Origin of the sequence: Synechococcus sp. L2F (assembly GCF_024345695.1) — a bacterium.
Lineage (GTDB): Bacteria > Cyanobacteriota > Cyanobacteriia > PCC-6307 > Cyanobiaceae > MW101C3.
On record NZ_JAGQBP010000002.1, the window covers coordinates 661,380 to 683,592 of the forward strand.

A 22,213-nucleotide genomic window follows, 5' to 3' on the forward strand; every position below is an offset into this window, starting at 1 on the left:
GTGGGCAAGCTGCACCGCCACCCCTGGTTTGTGGCCAGCGCTCTGCTCGTGCCCTGGCTCACGCTGGCCTCTCCCGCGCTCCTGCGCCTCTCGGGGGCACCACCCAGCTGGGCGGTGCTGTGGCTGCTGCCCTGGGCGATCAGCGATGGGCCGGTCTCCGGTGCCCTGGCCGGGCTTGGGCTGGGGCTGTTGCTCGACGCCCTCACCCTCGATGGCGCCACCCAGATTCCGGCGCTGGTGCTGCTGGGCTGGTGGTGGGGGAGGCTCGGCCGCAAGGGACCGCCGCTCGAGCGCAGCTTCAGCCTCGGGCTGCTGGCCCTGATCGGCACCTTTCTGCTGGGGCTCAGCTTGATCCTGCAGCGGCTGGGCCTACCCCCCCAGCTGCCTCTCGCCGGCAGCCTGCGCACCCTGCTGACCCAGACCCTGCTCACCGGTCTGCTGGCGCCGATGATCTGTTCGCTGCTGCTGTTGCTCTGGCGGCAGCAGAACGCACCATCGAGGGGCTGAAGCGATGCGGGGGCTGACCGAGGGGATCCGGGGGCGCTGGCGGCGGCGTGCCGTGCTGACCCTGCTGGCGGCGGTGCTGGCGGGCTGCGGCGGTCCGCGCAGCCAGGGGCGCCAGCTGAACGTCTGGACGCTCGATCTCTCCCCCAAGTTCGACGCCTACCTCACCGAGGTGATCGCCGCCTGGGAGAAGGAGAACCCGGGCATCACGGTGCGCTGGACCGACATCCCCTGGGGATCGGTGGAGCGCAAGCTGCTGGCGGCGGTCTACGCCCGCACCGCCCCCGACGTGGTGAACCTCAACCCGCTGTTCGCCGCCAACCTGGCCAGCAAGGGGGGGCTGCTCGACCTCGACCCCCTGCTGCCGCCCGGGGCCTCAGAGATCTATCTGCAGCGCATCTGGGCAGCCAGCCGCAACGCGGATGGACAGTTCGCGATCCCCTGGTACCTCACGGCGCGCATCACGCTCGCCAACCGCGACCTGCTGAAGCGGGCCGGATACGCCGACCCACCGCGCCGCTGGGAGGAGGTGCCGGCTTTCGCGGAAGCGGTGAAACGGCGCACCGGCCGCCATGCGCTGTTCGTCACGGTGGTGCCGGATGACTCGGCCGAGCTGCTGGAGTCGATGGTGCAGATGGGTGTGACCCTCACCGATGACCGCCAACGGGCCGCCTTCAACAGCCCGGCGGGTCGGCGGGCCTTCGCCTTCTGGACCGATCTCTACCGCCGTGGCCTGCTGCCGCGTGAAGTGGTGAGCCAGGGCTACCGGCGTGCGATCGAGCTCTACCAGGGCGGTGAGCTGGCGATGCTGGCCAGCGGCGCCGAGTTCCTGCGCAGCATCCAGACCAACGCCCCGGGGATCGCTGCCGTCACCGAACCCCACCCGCCGCTCACCGGCCCCGACGGCACCGCCAACGTGGCGGTCATGAACCTGGCGGTTCCGCGCCAGAGCGCCATGCCCAAGGAAGCGGTGAGCTTTGCCCTGTTCCTGACCAACGCCAGCAATCAGGCCCGCTTCGCTGAGCAGGCGCGGGTGCTCCCCTCGGCCCGGCAGGCGCTCACCACGATCGAGCAACAGCTGCGGCGGGACACGCCTGCCGATCCCCAGCAGGCGCTGGTGCATGCGGCACGCCTGGAATCAGCTGAAACGCTGGGGCGGGCACGGGTGCTGGTGCCCGCCAACCCCGGCGTGAAGCGGCTGCAGGCGATCATCTACCGCCAGCTCCAGCGCGCCATGCTTGGCCAGATCAGCAGCGATGCGGCCGTGCTGGCGGCGGAGCGGGAATGGAACCTCTACGCGGAAGGTCGCTGGCCCTGAGCCCTGGCCTCGCCGTGCGGCGTGGCGACCGCGCCGCACGGCGAGGCCACCGATGGGCTTGGTGAGAATGGTGCTGACGGGTGGCTGCCGGCGCCGCTGCAACTATTGAAAAATCATTAAGTCTTGGCGCTGCTACTCCCTGACGTGCGCCTTCTGCTCTCCATGCGTACAAGCTGACAGGTAGGGTGATTTTTCTTCACGACTGTTCCTGTGATGCCACTGGACACGCAGCCTCGGCAAGCCAAGGCGGAGGCGGTGGTTCAGGACACGCGGACAGCACCCAAGGCCACCCTGCTCGTCGTCGACGACGAGGCCGCCGTGCGCCGCGTGCTGGTGATGCGCCTGCAGCTCGCGGGCTACCGCGTCCTCTGCGCCGAGGATGGAGAGGAGGCCCTCACCCTGTTCCATCAGGAGCAGCCCGACCTCGTCGTGCTCGACGTGATGCTGCCGAAGCTGGACGGCTTTGCGGTATGCCGGCGCCTGCGGGCCGAATCCTGCGTGCCGATCATCTTCCTCTCGGCTCTTGATGCGATCGCCGAGCGGGTGGCCGGCCTTGATCTCGGTGCCGACGACTACCTGCCCAAGCCGTTCAGCCCCAAGGAACTCGAAACCCGCATCTCCACGATCCTGCGGCGGGTGGGGCGTGGATCCGCCAACAGCGAACCCCGCGACATCCCCGCCGGCCAGGGTGTGATGCGCATCGGAGACCTGGTGGTGGACACCAACCGCCGTCAGGTGACCCGCGCCGGTGAGCGCATCGGCCTCACCTACACCGAATTCAGCTTGCTGGAGCTGCTGTTCCGCGAGCCCGGCCGGGTGGTGCCGCGCGCCGAGATCCTTGAGCAGCTGTGGGGCTACCCGCCGCGCCGCGCCGCGGATCTGCGCGTCGTGGATGTGTATGTGGCTCGCCTGCGCGGCAAGCTCGAACCCGACCCCCGCAACCCCGAGCTGATCCTCACCGTGCGCGGCACCGGCTACGCCTCGCAACGGATGATCGATCCCCTGGTCGCCGTCACCGCTTAGGCCCACCGCCTGCGCTCCTGCAGGATGGTCCCTTCCGTCCCCTGTTCGTCGCCTTGCCGGAGCACCCCGTCAACCGCCTGGAGCAGGCCCGCTTCGAGAAGGGCCAGGCCCTGGCGGCCCTCGGTCAGGGCCCCTATGCCCTGCGCTTCGAGCCCAGCCACCGCACTGCCGCCCTGCAGCAGGAGCACGCCGACCTGCCCAACGGCGAGGAGCGTGCCGTGGCCGTGGCCGTGGCCGGCCGGGTGATGACCCGCCGGGTGATGGGCAAGCTCGCTTTCTTCACCCTGGTGGATGAAAGCGGCCCGATTCAGCTGTTCATCGAGAAGGCCCACCTGCTGGCGGCCTTGCCCGAGCAGCCCGAGGCCTTTGCTCAGATCACCTCGCTGGTGGATGCCGGCGATCTGATCGGTGTGCACGGCACGCTGCGCCGCACCGATCGGGGTGAGCTGTCGGTGAAGGTGACGGCCTGGGACATGCTCTGCAAGTCGTTGCAGCCCCTGCCCGATAAATGGCATGGCCTGGCGGATGTGGAGAAGCGCTACCGCCAGCGCTATCTCGATCTGATCGTTTCGCCGCACACCCGCGAAACCTTCCGCCGCCGTGCCCGTCTGGTGAGCGGCATCCGCCGCTGGCTCGATGCCCGCGACTTCCTCGAAATCGAGACGCCGGTGCTGAATCTGGAGGCCGGTGGCGCCGACGCCCGCCCCTTCTGCACCCACCACAACGCCCTCGATCTGCCGCTGTTCCTGCGCATCGCCACCGAGCTGCATCTCAAGCGGCTGGTGGTGGGTGGCTTCGAGCGGGTCTACGAACTGGGCCGCATCTTCCGCAACGAAGGCATCAGCACACGCCACAACCCCGAATTCACTTCGGTGGAGGTGTATCAGGCCTATGCCGATTACACCGACATGATGGCGCTCACCGAGCAGATGATCGCGGACGTCACCGAGCAGGTGTGCGGCACCACCGCCCTCACGTATCAGGGCGTGGCGATCGATCTCACGCCCCCCTGGCGCCGGGCCACCATGCACGAGCTGGTGGAGCAGGCCACCGGGCTCGATTTCAACGGCTTCGCCAGCCGTGAGCAGGCCGCCGCCGCCATGGCTGCCGCTGGGCTGGAGGTGCCCGCCGCCGCTGACAGCGTGGGTCGTCTGCTCAACGAGGCCTTCGAACAGCGGGTGGAAGCCAGCCTGATCCAGCCCACCTTTGTGCTCGATTACCCGGTGGAGATCTCACCGTTGGCGCGCACGCACCGCAGCAAGCCCGGCCTGGTGGAGCGTTTCGAGCTGTTCATCGTGGGCCGTGAAACCGCCAACGCCTTCAGCGAGCTGATCGATCCCGTCGATCAGCGCCGGCGCCTGGAGGCCCAGCAGGAGCGTCGCCTCGCCGGCGACCTGGAGGCGCAGGGGGTGGATGAGGATTTCCTCCAAGCTCTTGAGGTGGGCATGCCCCCCACCGGCGGGTTGGGCATCGGCATCGACCGGTTGGCCATGCTGCTCACCGACAGCCCCAGCATCCGTGATGTGATCGCCTTCCCGCTCTTGCGTCCAGAGGCCGGTTCCACTGGAGCTTGAAGGGCAAAGTGGATAATGGGGTCACGTTGGCACTGACCTTGGCCCATGAGCGGTGAGCGCGTTGGATTCCGCTTCAAGCACGCAGATGCGGTGGTCAAGCGCAACCCTCAGGGCCGCTCCCGTCGCGGTTGGGTGATGGAGCCGGTGGAGCAGACCACCAGCCGCGGCACCAAGATGCCGGCTTACAGGATCCGTTGGCGCGACAGTGAACGCCCGGAGATCGTGCTCCAGCACATGCTGATCGCCGATCCCGATCCCACGCCGCCGCCCGAAGGTGTGAGCCTGGTGCCACCGGCGCCAAAGAAGTAGCTGCTGCCCGGTTTGTTGCATCCGGTCCGGATGCGCTTCTGGCAGCAGGGTGCGCCGCCGCAAGCCCGTCTGCGCCCCATCCCGGCCATCAACTCCAGCCCCGCAGCCGGTACACCAGCAGCCCCAGGTGCTCCTTGAGCGCCTGGGTGGTGAGCTGCAGGGCGCCCGCTTCGGGCAGCAGCTCGATCAGCAGTGAGGCGGCGGTCGGGCTTCCGGTTGCGCTGCGGGCCGGCAGCAGGTAGTCGCAGGCCACCGGCACCACCTGGAGCCCTGAGCGGCGCTGAAACGTGGCCAGCGAGCGGGGCATGTGCATCGCGCTGGTGACCAGCAGCACTGAACGCCAGCCCCGGGCCCGGCCGATCGCACGCAGTGCCAGGGCCTCTTCCGCGGTGGTGCGGGCCTGATCGCTGAGCAGCAGGCGCCCCTCCGGCACGCCGAGCTCCAGTGCCAGCCGCCGCGCCGTTTCAGCCTCCGCCGGTGCCGGGTTGGCGCTGCGGAAGGTCACCCTGCCGCCGCTCAGCAGCAGCAGCGGCGCCTTGCCGGCCTGCAGCAGCCGCACGCCGGTGAGCAGGCGGTCGCCCGCCTCGTTCACCTCCACGCTGGTGCGGGGCGCCAGCTGGGGCTGCAGGCCGCCGCCCAGCACGATCACGGCGTCGGCGGTGGGAAGCGGGCTGGGGGTGAGGGCGGCGCTGCGTTCCTCCAGGCTCCAGACCAGCTGCCGGGCCGTGAACGGCAGGGCACTGATCCACAGCAACGCCAGGCTGCCGCCACTCAGCCAGGGGCTCCAGCGGCGGCGGCGCCCCGCCAGGGCGATCGCCTGCAGGCCGATGGCCAGCCCCAGCGGGTAGAGCAGCAGCGGCAGCAGCTTGGAGAGAAGGAATCCCATGGCGGCCGGCTCAGACCGGCGGGGTGCCGTGGCGGAGGCGCAGCTCCTCCAGCTCCTGCTGCGCCTCAAACGCCGACCAGGCGGCTTCCAGCTCGATCGGATCGAGCGGCGTGGTGGGGGAGGAAGCTGCCGCCGCTGCTGCTCCTGCGGCCTCTGCCTGGCTGCCCGGGGTCGCTCCAGCTGGGCCCGGCCCGCGTTCCCCCGACCCAGCTTGCGCAGGCGCGCCTGAGGCTGCGGCGGTGGCCGCCTGTTGCTCCTGCTCCCGTTGCAGGGCCGCCAGGTCGGCGTCCAGGCGGCGGAACTCCTCGCCCAGGCTGCTGAGGGCCTGCCAGCGGTCGCGGCCCAGAGCCATCAGCTGCCGCAGCCGGGCTTCGGCCTGGTCGGCCAGCGCGCTGGCGCCGGCGGCCCGGGCCCGCTCCACCCGCCCCTGCCACTGGGTGATCTCGGTGGCCAGCTCCAGCAGGGCGCGCCGCAGCCGTTCCGCCTCCGCCTGCACCTCCAGCTGCCGCCGCTTCAGCCGCTGCTGCCGTTCCCGCTGCTCCTCCTCCACCAGCAGCTGCCGCTGCTCGGGGCGGCTGCTGAGGAACGCCTCCAGTTGCTGCTCCAGCTGCGCCTCCAGCTGCTCGAACCAGCTGCCGCTCATGGCCGCTGCCCCCGCCACGACCCACCCTTCATTCCGGTGCCCGCGTGATCAGCGGCGCCTCGATCTCTTCCTGCAGCGGCGTGATCGCGCCATCGCGGGAGCGCAGCAGCAGCTGGGTGAGGCGGGCGATCGCCCCTTCGCCCAGGTCTTCGCTGCCGATGCGATCGAAGGCCTGGCGGTAGAGCTCCTCGAGCTCGGCGATCAACTGCTCGCGCGTGGTGCGCATCGCCTTGCGTTGGTCTTCCCGGCTCATCGGCTGGCCTCGACTGGTTCAAGTCTGCCTGGCGCCTGCGGAGCGAGCAGGTGCAGGCTGAAGCTCTCGCCGGGATCGGCCCAGCGCGCCTGGGCCCGCCAGCCGGCCGCGGCCGCCAGGGCGGTGAAGGCCGCGGGGTCGTACTTGTGGCTGTGCTCGGTGACCAGCGCCTCGCCGGCGGCGAACGGCCAGCGCCGGCCCGCCACGTCCACCACCTGGTGGCAGGTGCTCACCAGCGCCATCTCGATGCGGCTCTGCTGCGGCTGCCAGCGGGCGCGGTAGCGGAAGCGCTCCGGCACGAAGTTGCCCCCCAGCTCCCGGTTGAGCCGCACCAGCAGGTTGCGGGCAAAGGCGGCCGACCAGCCCGCGGCATCGTCGTAGGCGGCCTCCAGCTGGGCCGCGGCGCGGGGTTGGTCGATGCCGATCAACAGACGACCCTCGGGCCCCAGCAGCCGGGCGAACTGACGCAGCAGGGCCACCGCTTCGCTGGGGGCGAAGTTGCCGAGCGAGCTGCCCGGGTAGAAGCCCAGCAGCCGCTGGCCATCGAGCAGGGGGTGGGCCGGCAGGGTGAGCAGCTGGCTGTAATCGCAGCAGATGCCGAGCACGGGAATGGCCGGATGGCGGGCCTGCAGTGCCCGGCAGGCACCGGCGAGGTGCTCGGAGCTGATGTCGAGCGCCACATAGGCCGGGGGTGCCAGGGCCTCCAGCAGCGGCGACACCTTGCGGGCGCTGCCGGCGCCGAATTCCACCGGCACGCCGGCGCCGAGCGCCGCCGCCATCGCCGGCGCCTCCCGCTCCAGCAGGGCGGTTTCGGTGGCGGTGAGTGCGTATTCCGGCTGCTCGCAGATGCGGTCGAACAGGCGCGAGCCCTCGGCGTCGTAGAGGAACCAGGCGGGCAGCTGGCGGGGGCTGCGCGACAGGCCCTCCACCACCAGCCGCCGCATGTCGGCGGCGACGGGATGGAGGTCGAGCAGGTCGACGGCGGCCGTCCCGCGCTGCAGAGCGGCGGAGGGGGCGCTCATCGGCCGTCCCGGGCGAGGCGCAGGCCGCCGGCCAGCCAGCGGCTCGCGGGCGGAAAGAAGTTGCGGTAGGTGAGGCGGCCGTGGCCCGGCGGTGTGAGGAAACTGCTGCCGCGCAGGACCATCTGGGAACTCATGAATTTGCCGTTGTATTCGCCCACCGCTCCGGCGGCGGGCCGGAAGCCCGGATACGGACGGTAGGGGCTGGACGTCCACTGCCACAGCACCCCCTGCAGGGCTTCCAGCCCGCCGCTGCCGCCCGCCGGGGGTGGCGTGGCGGCGGCCACTTCCCACTCCGCTTCGCTCGGCAGGCGGGCCTCGGCCCAGCGGGCATAGGCGTCGGCTTCGAACCAGCTGAGGTGCCGCACGGGCGCGGCCGGGTGCAGGGGGCGCCGCCCCGCCAGCGTGAACTCCCACGACCAGCCCTCGGGGGCGCCGCTGCCGCGCCAGTAGCGGGGCGCCTGCCAGCCGCGCTGCTGACAGACCTGCCAGCCCTCGCTCATCCACAGCTCCGGCCGCCGGTAGCCGCCCGCGGCGATGAAGGCGGCGTACTCCCCGTTCGACACCAGCCGGGGGGCCAGCGCGAAGGGTTCGAGCCACTGGCGGTGACGGGGGCTTTCGTTGTCGAAATGGAAGGCGCCGGAGGGGCCCTCGGGGCCGGCGCCAGCCTCGGCGTGACCGATCTCCACCAGCCCTCCCGGCCAGTGCAGCCAGGCGGACGCGGGCGGGTTGGGGGTGCTGGTGGGGGCGGCGTCGGCGGCGGCCACCAGCGTTTCGTAGGTGGCTTCGGCACCCCGGCCCGAGGGCTCCACCGCCGGCTCCAGCGGGTTGCGGCTGAAGCCGTCGAGCAGATCCATCAGCAGCAGCTCCTGGTGCTGCTGCTCGTGCTGCAGACCCAGCTCCAGCAGCTCCCACAGCGGCGCCGCCGCCGTGGCGGGCCCGGCGCTCAGCTGCTCCACCAGGGCCTCCAGCCCCGCATCGACGCGCCGCCGCCAGGCGAGCACCGCCGCCAGGGGTGGCCGGCTCAGCAGTCCCCGCTGCGGCCGGGGGTGGCGCGCCCCGATCGCGTCGTAATAGGAATTGAACAGGAAGCTCCAGCGGCTCTCTACCGGCTCATGACCCGGCAGGTGGGGCGTGAGCAGGAAGGTGTCGAAGAACCAGGTGGTGTGCCCCAGGTGCCACTTGGGCGGGCTGGCGTCCGCCATGCCCTGCAGGCACAGATCTTCCGGCTCCAGCTCCGCGATCAGCGCCTCGCTGTGGGCGCGCACGGCATGAAGCCGCCGCAGCAGGGCCTCGGTGGGGGCGGCGGAGGCCATGGCCAGAGGGCTGCTCGCCTGAGGCTAGAAGGAATCGGCCGTCAGGGCTGCCGCCCCTACGATCATCGCCAGAGCGATTTCTTCTCCCACAGGCGCGATGGGCAGCACCGCCGGTTCGATCAGCAGCGGCAGGGCCATGGCCGTCGCCCGGGCGGGAACCACCCAGGGCTTCGTCGGTGCGGTGGGCAACACCCCGCTGATCCGGCTGGGGCTGCTCAGCGAGCTCACCGGCTGCGAGATCCTCGGCAAGGCCGAGTTCATGAACCCCGGCGGATCGGTGAAGGACCGCGCTGCCCTGGGCATCCTGCTGGAGGCGGAAGCCAGCGGCGCCCTCGGCCCGGGCGGCACCGTGGTGGAGGGCACCGCCGGCAACACCGGCATCGGCCTCACCCACCTCTGCAATGCCCGCGGCTACAAGGCTCTGATCGTCATCCCGGACACCCAGTCGGCCGAGAAGATCGGCCTGCTGCGCAGCCTCGGCGCCGAGGTGCGCACGGTGCCGGCGGTGCCGTACCGCGATCCCAACAACTACGTGAGGCTCTCGGGACGCATCGCCGCCGAAACGCCCGGTGCCGTCTGGGCCAATCAGTTCGACAACCTGGCCAACCGCCGCGCCCACTACGCCAGCACCGGTCCGGAGATCTGGGAGCAGACGGGCGGCCGCATCGACGCCTGGGTGTCGGCCACGGGCACCGGCGGCACCTACGCCGGCGTGGCCCTCTTCCTCAAAGAGCGCTCCTCCCAGGTGCGCTGCGTGCTGGCCGATCCCCACGGCAGTGCCCTCTACAGCTGGGCCACCGCCGGGGCGCTGCAGGCCGAAGGCACCTCCATCACCGAGGGGATCGGCAACACCCGCGTCACCGCCAATCTGGAGGGTGCCCCGATCGATGACGCCGTGCGCATCGACGACCAGGCCGCGCTCGACACCATCTACCAGCTGCTTTGGCGCGAAGGTCTGTTCATGGGCGGCTCGGTGGGCATCAACGTGGCCGCGGCGGTGGAGACCGCCCGGCGCCTCGGTCCGGGCCACACGATCGTGACCGTGCTCTGCGACGGCGGCGACCGCTACCGCTCCCGCCTCTACGACGCCGACTGGCTGGCCGGCCGCGGCCTGCGCCAGCCCGAACGGGGCTTGCTGGATGGCGTCCCGCAGGACCGGCCCACCCATGGCTGACCAGCCCGGGGCGGCCGCCGGTGCGGTGATCGCCGATCGCTACCGCCTGGAGATGGAGGTGGCCAGCGGTCCTCAGGGGGTGCTGTGGCGCGCCAGTGATCTGCTGGCCGGCGAGGCGCCCGTGGCCCTGCGGCAGCTGGGGCCCGGTTTCGATCAGGCCGGGGCGCGGGCGGGCTGGAGCCGCCTGCAGGCCCTGCTCCACCCCCAGGTGCCCCGCTTCGGGGAAACGATCCAGCGGGACGGCCAGCTCTGGCTGGTGCGCGAGTGGCAGGACGGGCGCACCTACCAGGAGCTGCTGGAGGCGCGGCGGGGTCGCCAGCTGGTGTTCGGCCCCGGTGAGGTGCTGCTGCTGCTGCGCCAGCTGCTGCCGGTGCTGGCGGTGCTGCACGGCCAGGAGATCTGCCACGGCGATCTCACCCCCGCCAACCTGCTGCGCCGTGACCGCGACGGTCTGCCGGTACTGCTCGACATCGGCTGGACCGGCCCCGGCCAGGCCGCCGCCGGCGCCACCCCGGGCTATGCGCCGCCGGAGCAGGTGGCCGGCGCTCCGCTGCTGCCCTGGATGGACCTGCACGGCCTGGGGGTGGTGGCGCTGGTGCTGCTCAGCGGTGAGGATCCCGCCGCCCTGCTCGATCCGGTGAGCCTGGCCTGGCGCTGGCCCGACGGCCTCAGCCTCGACCCACCGTTCCGCGCCGCCCTGGAGCGGCTGATCAGTGCCGATCCCACCGCCCGCTTTGCCAGCACGCCGCAGGCCCTCGTTGCCTTCCAGGCGCTGCCGATGCCGGAAAGCACGGGCCCGGTGGCCCGCGCCGATCGCACCCTGATGCTCGTGCCCCCCGCCGCCGTTTCGCCGGGACTGGCCGGCATCGACGCTGCGGACCCTGCGCCTGCCGAGCAGGCCGCTGCCTCCACCACCAACTCTGCAGCCGCCCCCCTCACGGCCGCGCCGGCCACTGCGGCTGAAGCACCGGCTCCCGAGCCCCGGGTCGTGGAGCGGCGGCCACCGCCACCGCCCATGCCGCCGCTCAGCCGGCAGCAGCAGAAGGAGGAGGCGGTGGAAGGGCGGCTCTGGCCGGTGGTGGTGGCCCTGGTGGTGTCGGCTGTGGTGGGCATCACCGCGGGCTGGTGGCTGCTGGGCCGCGGTGATGCCCCCGCCAATCGCCCGGCTGAACAGCCCCGCGAGCTCACCGCCAGCCTCCCCCCCGGTGAGGTCGATCAGCGCCAGCAGTTGCTGAACCGCCTGCGGGCGCTGCAGATCAACCGCAGCTGGTTCCTGCGGTTGGTGGACGCCAACCTGCTGGCCCAGTTCCCCGAGCGTGGCGGCCGTCTGCCCAACGACTCGATCGAGGACGCCCCCCTGCGCAAGGTGTGGAACGGCCTGGCGGAGGAATGGCTGGCCCGGGTGGAGCAGCTGCCGCCGCCGCTCCGTCGCAGGTTGGGCTCTTTTTCCACCGCCGACTGGGAGGCCCGCCAGCGTCAGCTCGCCGCCCAGGGGGTGAGTTCGCCGGTGCTGCGCCAACTGATTTCCGGCAATGCCCAGGCGTTGCTTCCCGGCCGTGCCGGCGCCGACATCCCCGCCGAGCCCTTCCGCCAGCTCTGGTATGCCGCCGGCGAGCAGACGCTGGAAACCCTGCAGATCGAACCGATCCAGGCCACAGCGGGCGAGGTGAAGGCCCTCTCCGCTTCGCTCGGCGCCGGTGGGGCGCGGTTGTTCCCGATCCGGCTGTCGGCGGGGTACCGGCTGGTGCTCGGTGTCAACGGCTCGCCGTTGATGCAGATGAGCGTCTACAACGCTGCCGGCAGCCTGCTGGAGCCGAAGGGCCCGCTGCGGGTGGTGACCCTGCCGCCGGTGCCGGGCACCGAAGTGCAGCTGCTGGTCACCAACGACGGTGTGGCCCCGGCGATGATCACCCTGTCGTTGCGCGCCGATGCGCCGCCGCCGGAGCCGCCCCAGCCGCCGCCCACCGACCCCGGCGACACCACGGCGCCGCCGCCCGCTGAGCCGGTGACGCCACCCGCCATCCCAACCCAGCCCCCTGTGGCGCCCTCCGCACCCACGACGCCGCCGCCCGTGACGCCTGACACGCCTGCTTCGCCGTGAGCGCCGCCGCCCCACCCGTCGCGGTCGCCCTGCTCTCCGGCGGCCTCGATTCGGCCACCGCTGCGGCCCTGGCGATCGAAGCGGGCTACCACGTGATCGGCCTGTCGCTCGATTACGGCCAGCGTCACCGTCAGGAGCTGGCCGCGGCCGCCGCCCTGGCGACCGACCTGGCCCTGGCGGAGCACCACACCCTGGCGGTGAACCTGGCGTCCTGGGGCGGCTCAGCCCTCACCGATGCCGCCATGGCGCTGCCGGTGGCCGGTGTGGAGGAGGGGGTGATTCCTACCACCTACGTGCCAGGCCGCAACACCGTGTTCATCGCCCTCGGCCTGAGCCTGGCTGAAGCGCGCGGGGCCGAGCGGCTGGTGCTGGGGGTGAACGCCATCGACTACTCCGGCTATCCCGATTGCCGCCCCGATTACCTCGCCGCCTTCCAGCAGCTGGCTGATCTGGCCAGCAAGAGCGGCCGCGAAGGCCACGGCGCCCGGCTGTGGGCGCCCCTGGTGACGTGGAGCAAGACCCGGATCGTGCAGGAGGCGCTGCGTCTGGGCGTGCCGATCGCCCGCACCTGGAGTTGCTACGCGGGCGGCGCCCGGCCGTGCGGGCGCTGCGACAGCTGCCGCATCCGCGATGCCGCCCTGAGGGAGGCGGGCCGCCCGGACCTGGCCAGCGATGGAGGCGGCAGCTGGGGCGGGCCGTCGGCATGACGCCGGGTTCCGGGGCTCAGCCGCCGCTGCTGCGCCGCTCACTGCCGTGGCGCGACCCCTGGGAGGTGGCCCTCGCCCTGGCCGCCGCGGGCAGCGGCGATGGCCTCGCCTGGCTCGATGGCGATGGCAGTGCGCTGGGGCGTTGGGGCTTCCTGGGCGTGGCTCCTCTGGAGCAGGTGGTGTGCCGGGGGCTGCCGGGTGAGCCGGAAGCCGCCGATCCGTTCGTGGCCCTCGCGCGCCTGCGGGAACGGCCAGGCAGCTGGTTCGGCTGGCTCGCCTACGAGGCCGGGGCGTGGGTGGAGCCGGCCGCCCACTGGCGCTCGCCCGATACGGCCCTGCTCTGGGCAGGCCGCTACGACCCCGTGCTGCGCTTCGATCTGCAGGAGCGTCGTCTGGAGCTGGAAGGGGTGGATCCCGCCCGGCTGACGGCAATGGCAGAGCGGCTCGCGGCTCTGGTGCCGGCGGCCGACACGCCTGCTGGCTCAGCTGCTGACCCGGCTGAAGGCCCTGCGCCCGGCAGCGGGGCCGGTGTGGCCGCAGAACACTGGCACTGGCACACCGATCCCGCCACCTTCGCCCGCCAGGTGACCGATCTGCGCCGCTGGATCGCTGCCGGGGATCTGTTCCAGGCCAACCTCACCGCCTGCTGTGAGGCCAGCCTGGCTGCGCCCCCCGACCCGCTGGCCCTGTACGGCCGGCTGCGCCGCTCCTGCCCGGCGCCCTTTGCCGGCCTCCTGGTGGCAGGCGACGAGGCGGTGCTCTCGGCGTCCCCGGAACGCTTTCTGCGGGTGAGCGCCACCGGCTGGGTGGAAACCCGGCCGATCAAGGGCACCCGCCCGCGCCATGGCGATCCGGAAGCCGATGCCGCCGCCGCCGCCGAGCTGATCACCAGCCCCAAGGACCGCGCCGAGAACGTGATGATCGTGGACCTGCTCCGCAACGACCTCGGCCGGGTGTGCGTGCCGGGCTCGATTCAGGTGCCCCAGTTGGTGGGGCTGGAAAGCTACCCGCACGTGCACCACCTCACCTCGGTGGTGGAGGGGCAGCTGCGCGCCGACTGCAGTGTGGTGGAGCTGCTGCGCGCCTCCTGGCCGGGTGGCTCGATCAGCGGCGCCCCCAAGGTGCGGGCCTGCGAGCGCCTGAGCGAACGGGAGCCCGTGCCCCGAGGCCCCTACTGCGGCGCCCTGTTCCGCTTCGGCGCCGATGGCAGCTTCGACAGCAACATCCTGATCCGCAGCCTGATGCTGCGGGGGCGGCGCCTGCGCGCCCATGCCGGCTGCGGCATCGTGGCCGACTCCGACCCGGCGGCGGAGGCCGAGGAGCTGCTCTGGAAGCTGGGCCCGCTGCTGGCGGCCGTCGCGCCAGGCCCCGCAGCTGGAGGGTGCTGATGCAGGCGATCGCCTGGATCGAGCCCAGCGGCGCTCCGGGGGCGCCGGGGCTCTGGGGAGCACCGGCCGAGCTGGCCCTGCCCCTGGCCGATCGGGGGCTGCAACTGGCCGACGGCCTGTTCGAAACCCTGCTGGTGGAAGCGGGGCAGCCGCTGCTGCTGAGCGCCCACCTGCAACGCTGGTCGCAGAGCGCCGCCCTGCTGGGCATGGAGCCACCCCCCGGCGATGAGCGGGTGCGCGCCCTGCTGGCGGAGGCGGTGTCCCGCAGCGGCATCCACACCGGCGCGCTGCGCCTGAACTGGAGCCGCGGCGCGCCGGCGGTGGAGGCTGGCGCTGGTGGGGCGACGGGGCCGCGGGGTGTGGAACTGCCGGCCCCCGGTGCCCCATCACTGCAGCCCCGCTTCTGGCTGCAGCTCACGGCCGCGGCGCCGCAGTTCGACCCCGTGCCGGTGATTGTCAGCCGCAGGGAGCGGCGCAACGCCTCCAGCCTGCTGAGCCGCTGCAAAACCTTCGCCTACGGGCCCGCCATCGAGGCGCGGCGTGAGGCCCGGGCCGCCGGCGCCGCCGATGCCCTGCTGGAGAGCACGGCTGGCGGCCTCTGCTGCGCCACCACGGCCAACCTGCTGGTGCGGCGTGACGGCCAGTGGTTCACACCGCCCCTGGCCAGCGGCTGCCTGCCGGGGGTGATGCGGGGCCGCGCCCTGGCGCTGGGCCTGGTCCGCGAAGGTCCCTGTCCTCTGGGCCCAGGCAGTGCCGTGCTGCTGATCAACAGCCTCGGCTGCCGTCCGGCCTTGAGTGTGAACGGTTCCCCGCAGCCGCTGGAGCCGGAGCCGGAAGCGTTCTGGCGCCGGCTGCTGGCAGCTGGGTGACCTTCGCCGCCGCCGGCCACCGCCGCCATGGGCGGCGAGCCTATGTTCTGAGGCTTCACGGTGCAGAGCTGGGTGATGGGGTTGGCGTCCGGACGGGCCTGGAGCGCAGCGGCAGCGATGGTGGTGGCGGCTTTGAGCCTGAGTGCCTGCCGCACGGCTCCCCTCGAAACACCCGCTCAGCAGGCCGAGATCGGCGATCTGCTGGTGCGGGCGGGCACCGCCAATGTGACCCTGGCCAAGGCCTTCGTGCCAGGTCTGCCCAACGGCCTCTACAAAGGCGTCGTGCGCGTGCAGACGGAGGGGCAGCCCGACAGCAGCGCCAGGCTGTATCAGGTCAATGCGGTCTGCAGCCTCGAGAACGAGCCGAACTGGCCAACGTATGACAACATTTATGGCAATGAACTGAACGATCTCGCCGACGCTGGAAAGTTTTCCACCGCTACGCGTTGGCAGATTCTTTATCATTTCGATGGTGGTGTTGACAGCACGGGAGTGCTCTCGCGTCAAGCCTGGACCGATCGCCTCAAGGACAATCTCTGCCGCCGCGGCACCTTCAACGACAGCACGGCGCGGCCAGCGACATAACGGATCGGCTCTGCAGATCCTGCCGCCGCTGTGTGCTGTGTTGCTGTGGCATGCACGCCTGTGTTGCCGCAGCCAAACTGGGTGGGTCTGGTAGCCGATGACACTTCCGCGAATCCACCTGTGGATTTCGATGGAGATGAAACCACGCCTCGTTTGCGATGCCAAAAACGCTGTTCAAGGTTGATCTCACCAAGCCGATGGATCAACAGGACATGCCGGGCCACAACCGCTGGCATCCCGATATCCCCGCCGTCGTTTCTGTCAACCCCGGTGAGGTTTTCCGGATCGAATGCAAGGACTGGACGGATGGCCAGATCAAGGACAATGACGACCCCCAGGATATCGCTGATGTGAACCTGGAAGTGGTGCACGTGCTCAGCGGCCCGATCTGGGTGAATGGAGCTCAACCTGGCGATATTCTTGTGGTTGACATCCTTGATGTGGGTGCGCTGCAGGGAGATGAGTGGGGCTTCACCGGGATTTTTGCCAAAGAGAATGGCGGCGGCTTCCTCACCGATCACTTCCCCAAGGCAGCCAAAGCGATCTGGGATTTCGAAGGCATCTACACCTCATCGCGCCATATCCCCGGTGTGCGTTTCGCCGGCATCACCCACCCCGGCCTGATCGGTTGTGCGCCCTCCCACGAGCTGCTGCGGGAATGGAACCGCCGCGAAACCGAGCTGGTGAACACGGCCCCGGATCGGCGCACCTATGGCGCCGGCCTCTCCGGCAGCGAGCCCGTGCTGGCGGCCCTGCCCAACCCCAACAGCGCCATCCTCGGCACGCTGCCCAGCGCCGATTTCGAGCGTGTGGCCAACGAAGCGGCCCGCACCGTGCCGCCCCGTGAGCACGGCGGCAACTGCGACATCAAGAACCTCACCAAGGGCACCCGCATTTACTTCCCCGTGTATGTGGAAGGCGCCAAGCTCTCGATGGGCGATATCCACTTCTCCCAGGGCGATGGGGAAATCTCCTTCTGTGGCGCGATTGAAATGTCGGGCTACCTCGATCTGCATGTGGAGATCATCAAAGGTGGCGTCGAAAAGTATGGGATGGTCAATCCCATGTTCAAGACCAGCCCGGTGGAGCCCCACTTCACCGACTATCTGGTGTTCGAAGGCATCTCCGTGGATGAATTCGAAGGCAAGCAGCACTACATGGACGTGCACATCGCCTACCGACGCGCCTGCCTGAACGCCATTGAGTATCTCAAGCGCTTCGGCTACACCGGTGAGCAGGCCTACCTGCTGCTGAGCTGTGCGCCGGTGGAGGGCAGGATCAGCGGCATTGTGGACATTCCCAATGCCTGCTGCACCCTGGCGATTCCCACCTCCATCTTCGACCAGGACATTCTTCCCTGTTGATGGCCCGCAAGGGGCCACCGCCGCCTCTGCCTCGGCAAGGTGGGTGTTCGGTGGCTCCACGCCGGCTCCACGTCATGGCTCCCTCCCCCTCTGCTGGCCGTGGTTGTCGCCAACGTTGTTGGTGACGGCTACGGCCATCCCTGCGGGCCGCCGCCTCCCCTGTCGCTGTCGGCTCCAACTCCCATCAGCGCAGCAGGGTTGTTGCGGGAATCACTCGGTTCTTTGAAAACGACCCGCCAGCTGGTGCTCCCTGTTTTTCTCCTCTTCTCCATGCCTGTCTACGAATTCAGCTGCACCTCCGGCTGCGACAACTACGAGGTGTGGCGCAGCATCGACGCCCGCCAGAACGATACGGACTGTCCGAGCTGTGGCAATCCCGGTAACAGAGTGTTCAGCCCGCCCATGACACTGTCCGGTGGCTTCCGCCTCAAGCAGGAAGCCAGTGAGCCCCGGCTGGTCCGCAAGGAAGTGCGCGAAGAAAGCCCCAAGCCCCGGCTCAGGGAAAGTGCGGCTCGCCCCTGGATGGTCACCCGCGGTTGCTGAGCCGCGGGCAGCAGTCAGGAGGCAGGAGTCACAGGAGTCAGCAGGCAGAAAGGCTGCAGCTCATACAGCTCGCACCATGGTCGGTCATGGCCTCCAACTCTGGCGGCTGAGACCACCGCATGCAAGGAGTTGATCGGAAAGAAGCTGGCACGTAAACGGGTTGCACGTAAACGGCTGGCATCCAAACAGCTGCACGGGAGAGTTGGCACCTGTGATGACACAGTTGACTGCAAAGATGTGTCGTCCAGGCTGCATCGCGTTGCATGGCGCTCCCTTGGAGCGCCCTCACACCGTGAGGAATTCCTGGACCACATCATCGGAGAGGCTCTCGGTGGGGCCACTTGAAACGATGCCGCCGCGTTGCATGGCGTAGTAGTAGTTGGACTGGCGCACGAAGTGAAGGTGTTGCTCCACCAGCAGCACGCTGATTCCGGTTTCCTTCATGATCCGTTTCACCGCCACTTCGATGTCGTGGATGATGGACGGCTGAATGCCTTCGGTGGGCTCATCCAGCAGCAGCAATTTCGGCTTGCCCAGCAGAGCGCGAGCGATGGCTAGCTGTTGCTGTTGTCCGCCGCTGAGATCACCGCCTTTGCGGGATAAAAACTTCTCGAGAATTGGAAACAGATCAAACACGATCGGGTCGATGTGGCGGTTCTTCGCCATGCCACCAGGGAGCGCTTCCATTCCCAGCAGAAGGTTTTCCTTCACCGTCACCTGCGGAATGATGTCACGCCCCTGGGACACATAGCCGATGCCGGAGCGGGCCCGTTGGTAGGGGGGCTGATCGCTCAGGGCCTGGTCGTCGTACTGGACGCTGCCGGAGCGTTGCTTGAGCAGACCGATGATCGTTTTGAGGAACGTGGTTTTGCCCACGCCGTTGCGACCGATCAGGCACACCATCTGCCCTTTAGGGATGGAGAGATCCACATTGCGAAGAATGTGGCTTTCGCCGTAGTAAACGTTGAGGTTAGAGACGGAAAGGAGGTTGTCGGTTGTCATGGCAGCTGTGGGTTGGTGTCAGGCGAGTGGTGGAAACCGCTTATTCCTCGGCTGGGCCCAGGTAGACCTCAATCACCCGGGGATCTTTCTTCACATCCTCCAGCAGGCCCTGGGTGAGCAGTTGCCCTTGGTGCAGCACGGTGACGGGGGCATTGAGGTCCCGGATGAATTCCATGTCGTGTTCGATCACCACAACGGTGTGATCGCCCGCCAGTGACTTGATCAATTCAGCGGTACGAACCGTTTCTTCATCGGTGAGCCCGGCCACGGGCTCGTCGAGCAGCAGCACCTCCGGCGACTGAGCCACGAGGGAAGCAATCGCCAGCCATTGCTTCTGCCCGTGGGAGAGTGAACCCGCCTGAGTGGTGGCGAAGGGGGTGAGGCCCACGTAGCTCATCAGACGATGCACCTCATCCTTGGCGGCCTTCGGCAGCTTGTCGGAGAGAAGGCTGAGGGGGTTCTTGTTCGGCGAGGCGGCCAGTTCCAGGTTGCGCAGCACTGTGAGGTTGTCGAACACCCGTGGGGTCTGGAACTTCCTGCCGATTCCCTGCCTTGAGATCTTCTGCTCGGAGAGCCCCACCAACGACTTTCCTTTGAAGGTGACAGTGCCCTTGGTGGGGCGCACCTTGCCTGTGATCACATCAAGGAAGGTGGTCTTGCCGGCGCCATTGGGCCCGATGATCGACTTCAGTTCGCCTTTCTGCAGGGTGAGTGAAAGATCGGTCAGGGCGAAGAAACCATCAAAGCTGACGCTGACGTCGTGAAGTTCAAGGAGTGTTTCAGACATGATCGCCAGGGTGTTTCAGGGGGTCTGTGGAAGGGGGGCTGGGCAGCGGGTTTGCCTGGTGGACGTGTGAGCTGAAGGGCCCGATGGGATGAGGATGGAGTGGATGGATCTGATGGAGCCGTGAGGGTGGTAGCCCAGGATCATTGACTTTCTGCCTTGATGTCTGGCCTTGATGTCGTCGGGCTTCCTCCGGCCAGCCAGCGGCCTAGGCCTCAGGCCGAGGAATCGGTAGGGGCGGGGCTCTTCATTTCCATGCCAGGGCCCTCCTGGTCGATCTGGGGATAGGTACGAGCTTTGGGAGCGATGCCGAAGGCGGCCAGCATGGTGCGCAGGCCTCCTTTGGACACCCAGCCGTAGATGCCATCCGGCATCAGCACCACCACGAAGATGAACAGTGCCCCCTGCACGAACAGCCAGAACTCGGGAAGTGCTTCGCTCACCAGGCTGCGCAGATAGTTCACCAGAACGGCGCCGATGATCGGGCCCACCAAGGTGCCGCGTCCCCCCACAGCCACCCAGATCACCATCTCGATCGAAAAGGAGATCGACATGTATTGCGGGGAGACAATACCGCTCTGAACGGTGTAAAGAGCGCCTGAGATGCCGCAGAGCGCGCCGGCAACGAGGAAGACGATCGTTTTGAAGGGAACGGGATTGAAGCCAGCGAAACGGAAGCGCTGCTCATCATCTCGGATGGCAATCAAGGCATCGCCGAAGCGGCCGGAAGTGAAATAGCGGCAGATCAGAAAGGCGACAGGTATGAGAACAACCGTGAGGCGGTAGAGCCAGATCTGCATCTCACTGGAGCCCACCAGCATGCCGAACAGCTCGGTGGTGCTGGTTTTCAGGCCGTTGGTGCCATTGATCAGCTTCTGCTGGCCGTTGAAGAAGTGGAAGAAGACCATCAACGCCGCCTGGGTGATGATCGAGAAGTAGACCCCCTTGATCCGGTTTCTGAAGATCAGGTAGCCCACCAGGCCTGCCACGATCGCGGGCAACACCCAGAGGGCGATCAGCGTGAAGGCGGGCGACCAGAAGGGCTGCCAGAAGAAGGGCAGCTGTTCCACGCCGTAGTTCTCAAAGAACTTGGGGATGCCATTACCGCCCGCTTCACTGGGGGTGTTGAGGGTGAGGTACATCGCTACCCCATAGCCACCCAGGGCGAAGAAGATCCCTTGCCCAAGGCTCAGAAGCCCCGTGTAGCCCCAGATCAGGTCGATAGCAAGCGCTGTGATCGCCAGTGAGAAATAGCGGCCAAACAAGTTGATGCGGAAATCACTGAGGACCGCTGGAAGGATGAACAGCGCGATGGCGAGGAGAATCCAGGGAACGAGTCGCTTGAGAAGTTTCATGGCTGGGACCTCAGTGGAGACGGAGCAGATGGAAGGAGCTTGGTTGTTGGCAGCGGCGCATCAAGCATCTACCGATCTCCCCTTCTGAGGGAACATGCCGTTGGGGCGGAACTGCAGGAAGGCAATGATGAAGATGAATACAAGCACCAGCGACATGCTTGTTGTGGCGAAGAATTCCACCACCCCTTTGGCCGCAGGCGGCATATCCGGGAACACGATCAACAGCGATCCGGAACCCACCACCGATTGAATGATGCCGAGGATCAGAGAAGCCAGCACCGTGCCCAGCAGGTTTCCCACGCCCCCCAGCACGATCACCATGAAGCAGGACACGATGTAGGCCGCTCCCAGGTTCGGGCCCACGGATCCCAGCAAGGTGATGGCGCAGCCTGCGACTCCTGCCAGACCTGAACCGAGTCCGAACGTGATGCTGTCGACGCTGTCGGTGGGAATGCCCAGGCAGTTGCTCATCTGCCGGTTCTGGGTGACAGCCCGGATGCGGAGGCCCCACACGCTCTTGGTAAGGAACCACATCACGAAGAGCAGCAGCACTGCGGACAACAGAATGATGAAAATCCTCAGGCCAGGCAGTTCAATTCCGCCGATCTCGCCCCAGCTGCCTTGCAGCCACTTGGGTGCTGTCACGTCAATGTTGCGCGGCCCGAACCAGGGGCTGGCGATGGCCCGCACAGAGGAGAAGGAATTCACCACCACCAGGCCGATGGCCACAGCCACGGCCCAAAGCACGCCGTTGAGGTAAGGGAACGCGGGACGATCACCGATCTTTTTGCCGAGAAACTTCCCACCGAAGAAGCCGATGACCACAGCTGCGGCGATACCGATCACCATGGAGGTGGAGATGCTTCGAATCAGCTGGATCAGGATCAGGCTCACCCCCCAGGTGGCCAGCAGCGTTTCCAGTGGTCTTCCGTAGAGCTTGCGGATCAGGGTTCGCTCCAGCACCACGCCGAAGATGGCGGTGATGAAGAAAGCGGCCACGAGTGCCACGGGGTAGTAGAGCTCAAACACCACACCGCCCATGGGCCGAAACAGGTTCTGGACCACAAAGGTGATATAGGCACCCAGCATCATGAACTCACCATGAGCCAGGTTGATGACCCCCATGAGGCCAAACACGATGGCGAGACCCGTGGCGGCGAGCAGAAGCACCGAGCCGATGCTCAAGCCATCAAGAATCTGCGAGAAGAAAAGTTCCACTGGGGGGCTGTTCCGTGCGAGTGGGATTAACCTTGGATCAACAGGAGCCTTGCGGCTGTATCAAGTGATATTGCGAACTGTTTTTGTGCGTGAAGCTTGATCGGGGCCTCTCTGCAGAGCGTCAGGGGCGCAGCGACAGATTGGCTTGAGCCCATCAGCCGGTGCATGGGCAGACGCCAAGATGGTGCCACCTCCGTGTAGGCCGCTTCAATACGCGAAGCAATGGCTGGAATCGTCTGAAAAATGATAAATGCAGAGAGAACAATCCGTTACTGGCT

The 22,213-nt window shown here is 68.3% G+C and carries 22 protein-coding genes; 13 read left to right on the forward strand and 9 right to left on the reverse strand.

Annotated elements, in window-relative coordinates; genetic code table 11:
• The 5 genes from KBZ19_RS08130 to KBZ19_RS08150 all read left to right on the forward strand — a co-directional run bounded on the left by KBZ19_RS08130 (position 1) and on the right by KBZ19_RS08150 (position 4,728).
• Positions 1-507 (forward strand): rod shape-determining protein MreD, encoded by a 507-nt coding sequence (locus KBZ19_RS08130; RefSeq protein WP_094514032.1) that lies wholly within the window; start codon positions 1-3, stop codon positions 505-507.
• 4 nt (positions 508-511) lie between these two features.
• On the forward strand, positions 512-1,822 hold the full coding sequence (locus KBZ19_RS08135) for an ABC transporter substrate-binding protein (RefSeq protein ID WP_255100546.1): 1,311 nt from the start codon (positions 512-514) through the stop codon (positions 1,820-1,822).
• A gap of 213 nt (positions 1,823-2,035) precedes the next feature.
• On the forward strand, positions 2,036-2,845 hold the full coding sequence (gene rpaB / locus KBZ19_RS08140) for a response regulator transcription factor RpaB (protein WP_094513914.1): 810 nt from the start codon (positions 2,036-2,038) through the stop codon (positions 2,843-2,845).
• A gap of 53 nt (positions 2,846-2,898) precedes the next feature.
• Positions 2,899-4,419 (forward strand): lysine--tRNA ligase, encoded by a 1,521-nt coding sequence (gene lysS / locus KBZ19_RS08145; protein ID WP_255100547.1) that lies wholly within the window; start codon positions 2,899-2,901, stop codon positions 4,417-4,419.
• Between the two features lie 45 nt (positions 4,420-4,464).
• The gene (locus KBZ19_RS08150; protein ID WP_048016474.1) at positions 4,465-4,728 is read left to right on the forward strand and encodes a hypothetical protein; all 264 of its coding nucleotides are present in this window, start codon (positions 4,465-4,467) and stop codon (positions 4,726-4,728) included.
• An 88-nt stretch (positions 4,729-4,816) separates the two neighbouring features.
• Here the strand turns inward: KBZ19_RS08150 and KBZ19_RS08155 are convergent, their stop codons facing one another.
• Genes KBZ19_RS08155 through egtB form a run of 5 tightly spaced genes read right to left on the reverse strand, consistent with a single transcriptional unit; the run spans position 4,817 to position 8,845 of the window.
• Positions 4,817-5,614, reverse strand: a complete 798-nt coding sequence (locus tag KBZ19_RS08155) for a YdcF family protein (RefSeq protein ID WP_255100548.1) — start codon at positions 5,612-5,614, stop codon at positions 4,817-4,819.
• A gap of 10 nt (positions 5,615-5,624) precedes the next feature.
• Entirely contained in the window at positions 5,625-6,257 is a 633-nt protein-coding gene (locus tag KBZ19_RS08160) for a hercynine metabolism protein (RefSeq protein WP_255100549.1), read from the reverse strand.
• Between the two features lie 28 nt (positions 6,258-6,285).
• Positions 6,286-6,510: a hercynine metabolism small protein gene (locus KBZ19_RS08165; protein ID WP_094513910.1), complete on the reverse strand. Its 225-nt coding sequence runs from the start codon at positions 6,508-6,510 to the stop codon at positions 6,286-6,288.
• Positions 6,507-7,532 carry an L-histidine N(alpha)-methyltransferase gene (gene egtD, locus KBZ19_RS08170; protein WP_094513908.1) on the reverse strand — a complete coding sequence of 342 codons (1,026 nt, stop codon included), beginning with the start codon at positions 7,530-7,532 and terminating at the stop codon, positions 6,507-6,509. Before egtD ends, KBZ19_RS08165 begins: the two co-directional genes overlap by 4 nt.
• The gene (gene egtB / locus KBZ19_RS08175; protein ID WP_255100550.1) at positions 7,529-8,845 is read right to left on the reverse strand and encodes an ergothioneine biosynthesis protein EgtB; all 1,317 of its coding nucleotides are present in this window, start codon (positions 8,843-8,845) and stop codon (positions 7,529-7,531) included. The genes egtD and egtB overlap by 4 nt, the downstream gene beginning before the upstream one ends.
• 136 nt (positions 8,846-8,981) lie before the next feature.
• Between egtB and KBZ19_RS08180 the strand changes: the two genes are divergently transcribed.
• The 8 genes from KBZ19_RS08180 (at position 8,982) to KBZ19_RS08215 (ending at position 17,576) form a co-directional block, all read left to right on the forward strand.
• Entirely contained in the window at positions 8,982-10,019 is a 1,038-nt protein-coding gene (locus KBZ19_RS08180; RefSeq protein ID WP_255100551.1) for a cysteine synthase A, read from the forward strand.
• Positions 10,012-12,120: a protein kinase domain-containing protein gene (locus KBZ19_RS15020; RefSeq protein ID WP_261346225.1), complete on the forward strand. Its 2,109-nt coding sequence runs from the start codon at positions 10,012-10,014 to the stop codon at positions 12,118-12,120. Before KBZ19_RS08180 ends, KBZ19_RS15020 begins: the two co-directional genes overlap by 8 nt.
• Complete coding sequence (queC, locus tag KBZ19_RS08190) at positions 12,117-12,827, forward strand: 7-cyano-7-deazaguanine synthase QueC (RefSeq protein WP_255100552.1); 711 nt, start codon at positions 12,117-12,119, stop codon at positions 12,825-12,827. Before KBZ19_RS15020 ends, queC begins: the two co-directional genes overlap by 4 nt.
• Complete coding sequence (locus tag KBZ19_RS08195; protein WP_255100553.1) at positions 12,824-14,215, forward strand: anthranilate synthase component I family protein; 1,392 nt, start codon at positions 12,824-12,826, stop codon at positions 14,213-14,215. Before queC ends, KBZ19_RS08195 begins: the two co-directional genes overlap by 4 nt.
• Positions 14,215-15,084 carry an aminotransferase class IV gene (locus KBZ19_RS08200; protein ID WP_255100554.1) on the forward strand — a complete coding sequence of 290 codons (870 nt, stop codon included), beginning with the start codon at positions 14,215-14,217 and terminating at the stop codon, positions 15,082-15,084. Before KBZ19_RS08195 ends, KBZ19_RS08200 begins: the two co-directional genes overlap by 1 nt.
• A gap of 81 nt (positions 15,085-15,165) precedes the next feature.
• Positions 15,166-15,669 (forward strand): hypothetical protein, encoded by a 504-nt coding sequence (locus KBZ19_RS08205; RefSeq protein WP_255100555.1) that lies wholly within the window; start codon positions 15,166-15,168, stop codon positions 15,667-15,669.
• 158 nt (positions 15,670-15,827) lie between these two features.
• Positions 15,828-17,033 (forward strand): formamidase, encoded by a 1,206-nt coding sequence (gene fmdA, locus KBZ19_RS08210; protein ID WP_094513897.1) that lies wholly within the window; start codon positions 15,828-15,830, stop codon positions 17,031-17,033.
• A gap of 270 nt (positions 17,034-17,303) precedes the next feature.
• Positions 17,304-17,576 carry an FmdB family zinc ribbon protein gene (locus KBZ19_RS08215; RefSeq protein WP_094514018.1) on the forward strand — a complete coding sequence of 91 codons (273 nt, stop codon included), beginning with the start codon at positions 17,304-17,306 and terminating at the stop codon, positions 17,574-17,576.
• A gap of 285 nt (positions 17,577-17,861) precedes the next feature.
• Here KBZ19_RS08215 and urtE read toward each other — a convergent pair whose 3' ends face one another.
• From urtE to urtB, 4 genes are all read right to left on the reverse strand, one after another.
• Positions 17,862-18,578 carry an urea ABC transporter ATP-binding subunit UrtE gene (gene urtE, locus KBZ19_RS08220; protein ID WP_094513894.1) on the reverse strand — a complete coding sequence of 239 codons (717 nt, stop codon included), beginning with the start codon at positions 18,576-18,578 and terminating at the stop codon, positions 17,862-17,864.
• 40 nt (positions 18,579-18,618) lie between these two features.
• A complete protein-coding gene (gene urtD, locus KBZ19_RS08225; protein WP_094513892.1) occupies positions 18,619-19,365 on the reverse strand; it encodes an urea ABC transporter ATP-binding protein UrtD in 747 nt (248 codons plus the stop codon).
• A 212-nt stretch (positions 19,366-19,577) separates the two neighbouring features.
• On the reverse strand, positions 19,578-20,717 hold the full coding sequence (urtC, locus tag KBZ19_RS08230) for an urea ABC transporter permease subunit UrtC (RefSeq protein WP_255100556.1): 1,140 nt from the start codon (positions 20,715-20,717) through the stop codon (positions 19,578-19,580).
• Positions 20,718-20,777: 60 nt separating this feature from the next.
• Positions 20,778-21,935 (reverse strand): urea ABC transporter permease subunit UrtB, encoded by a 1,158-nt coding sequence (urtB, locus tag KBZ19_RS08235; RefSeq protein WP_255100557.1) that lies wholly within the window; start codon positions 21,933-21,935, stop codon positions 20,778-20,780.
• Between the last annotated feature and the right edge of the window lie 278 nt (positions 21,936-22,213).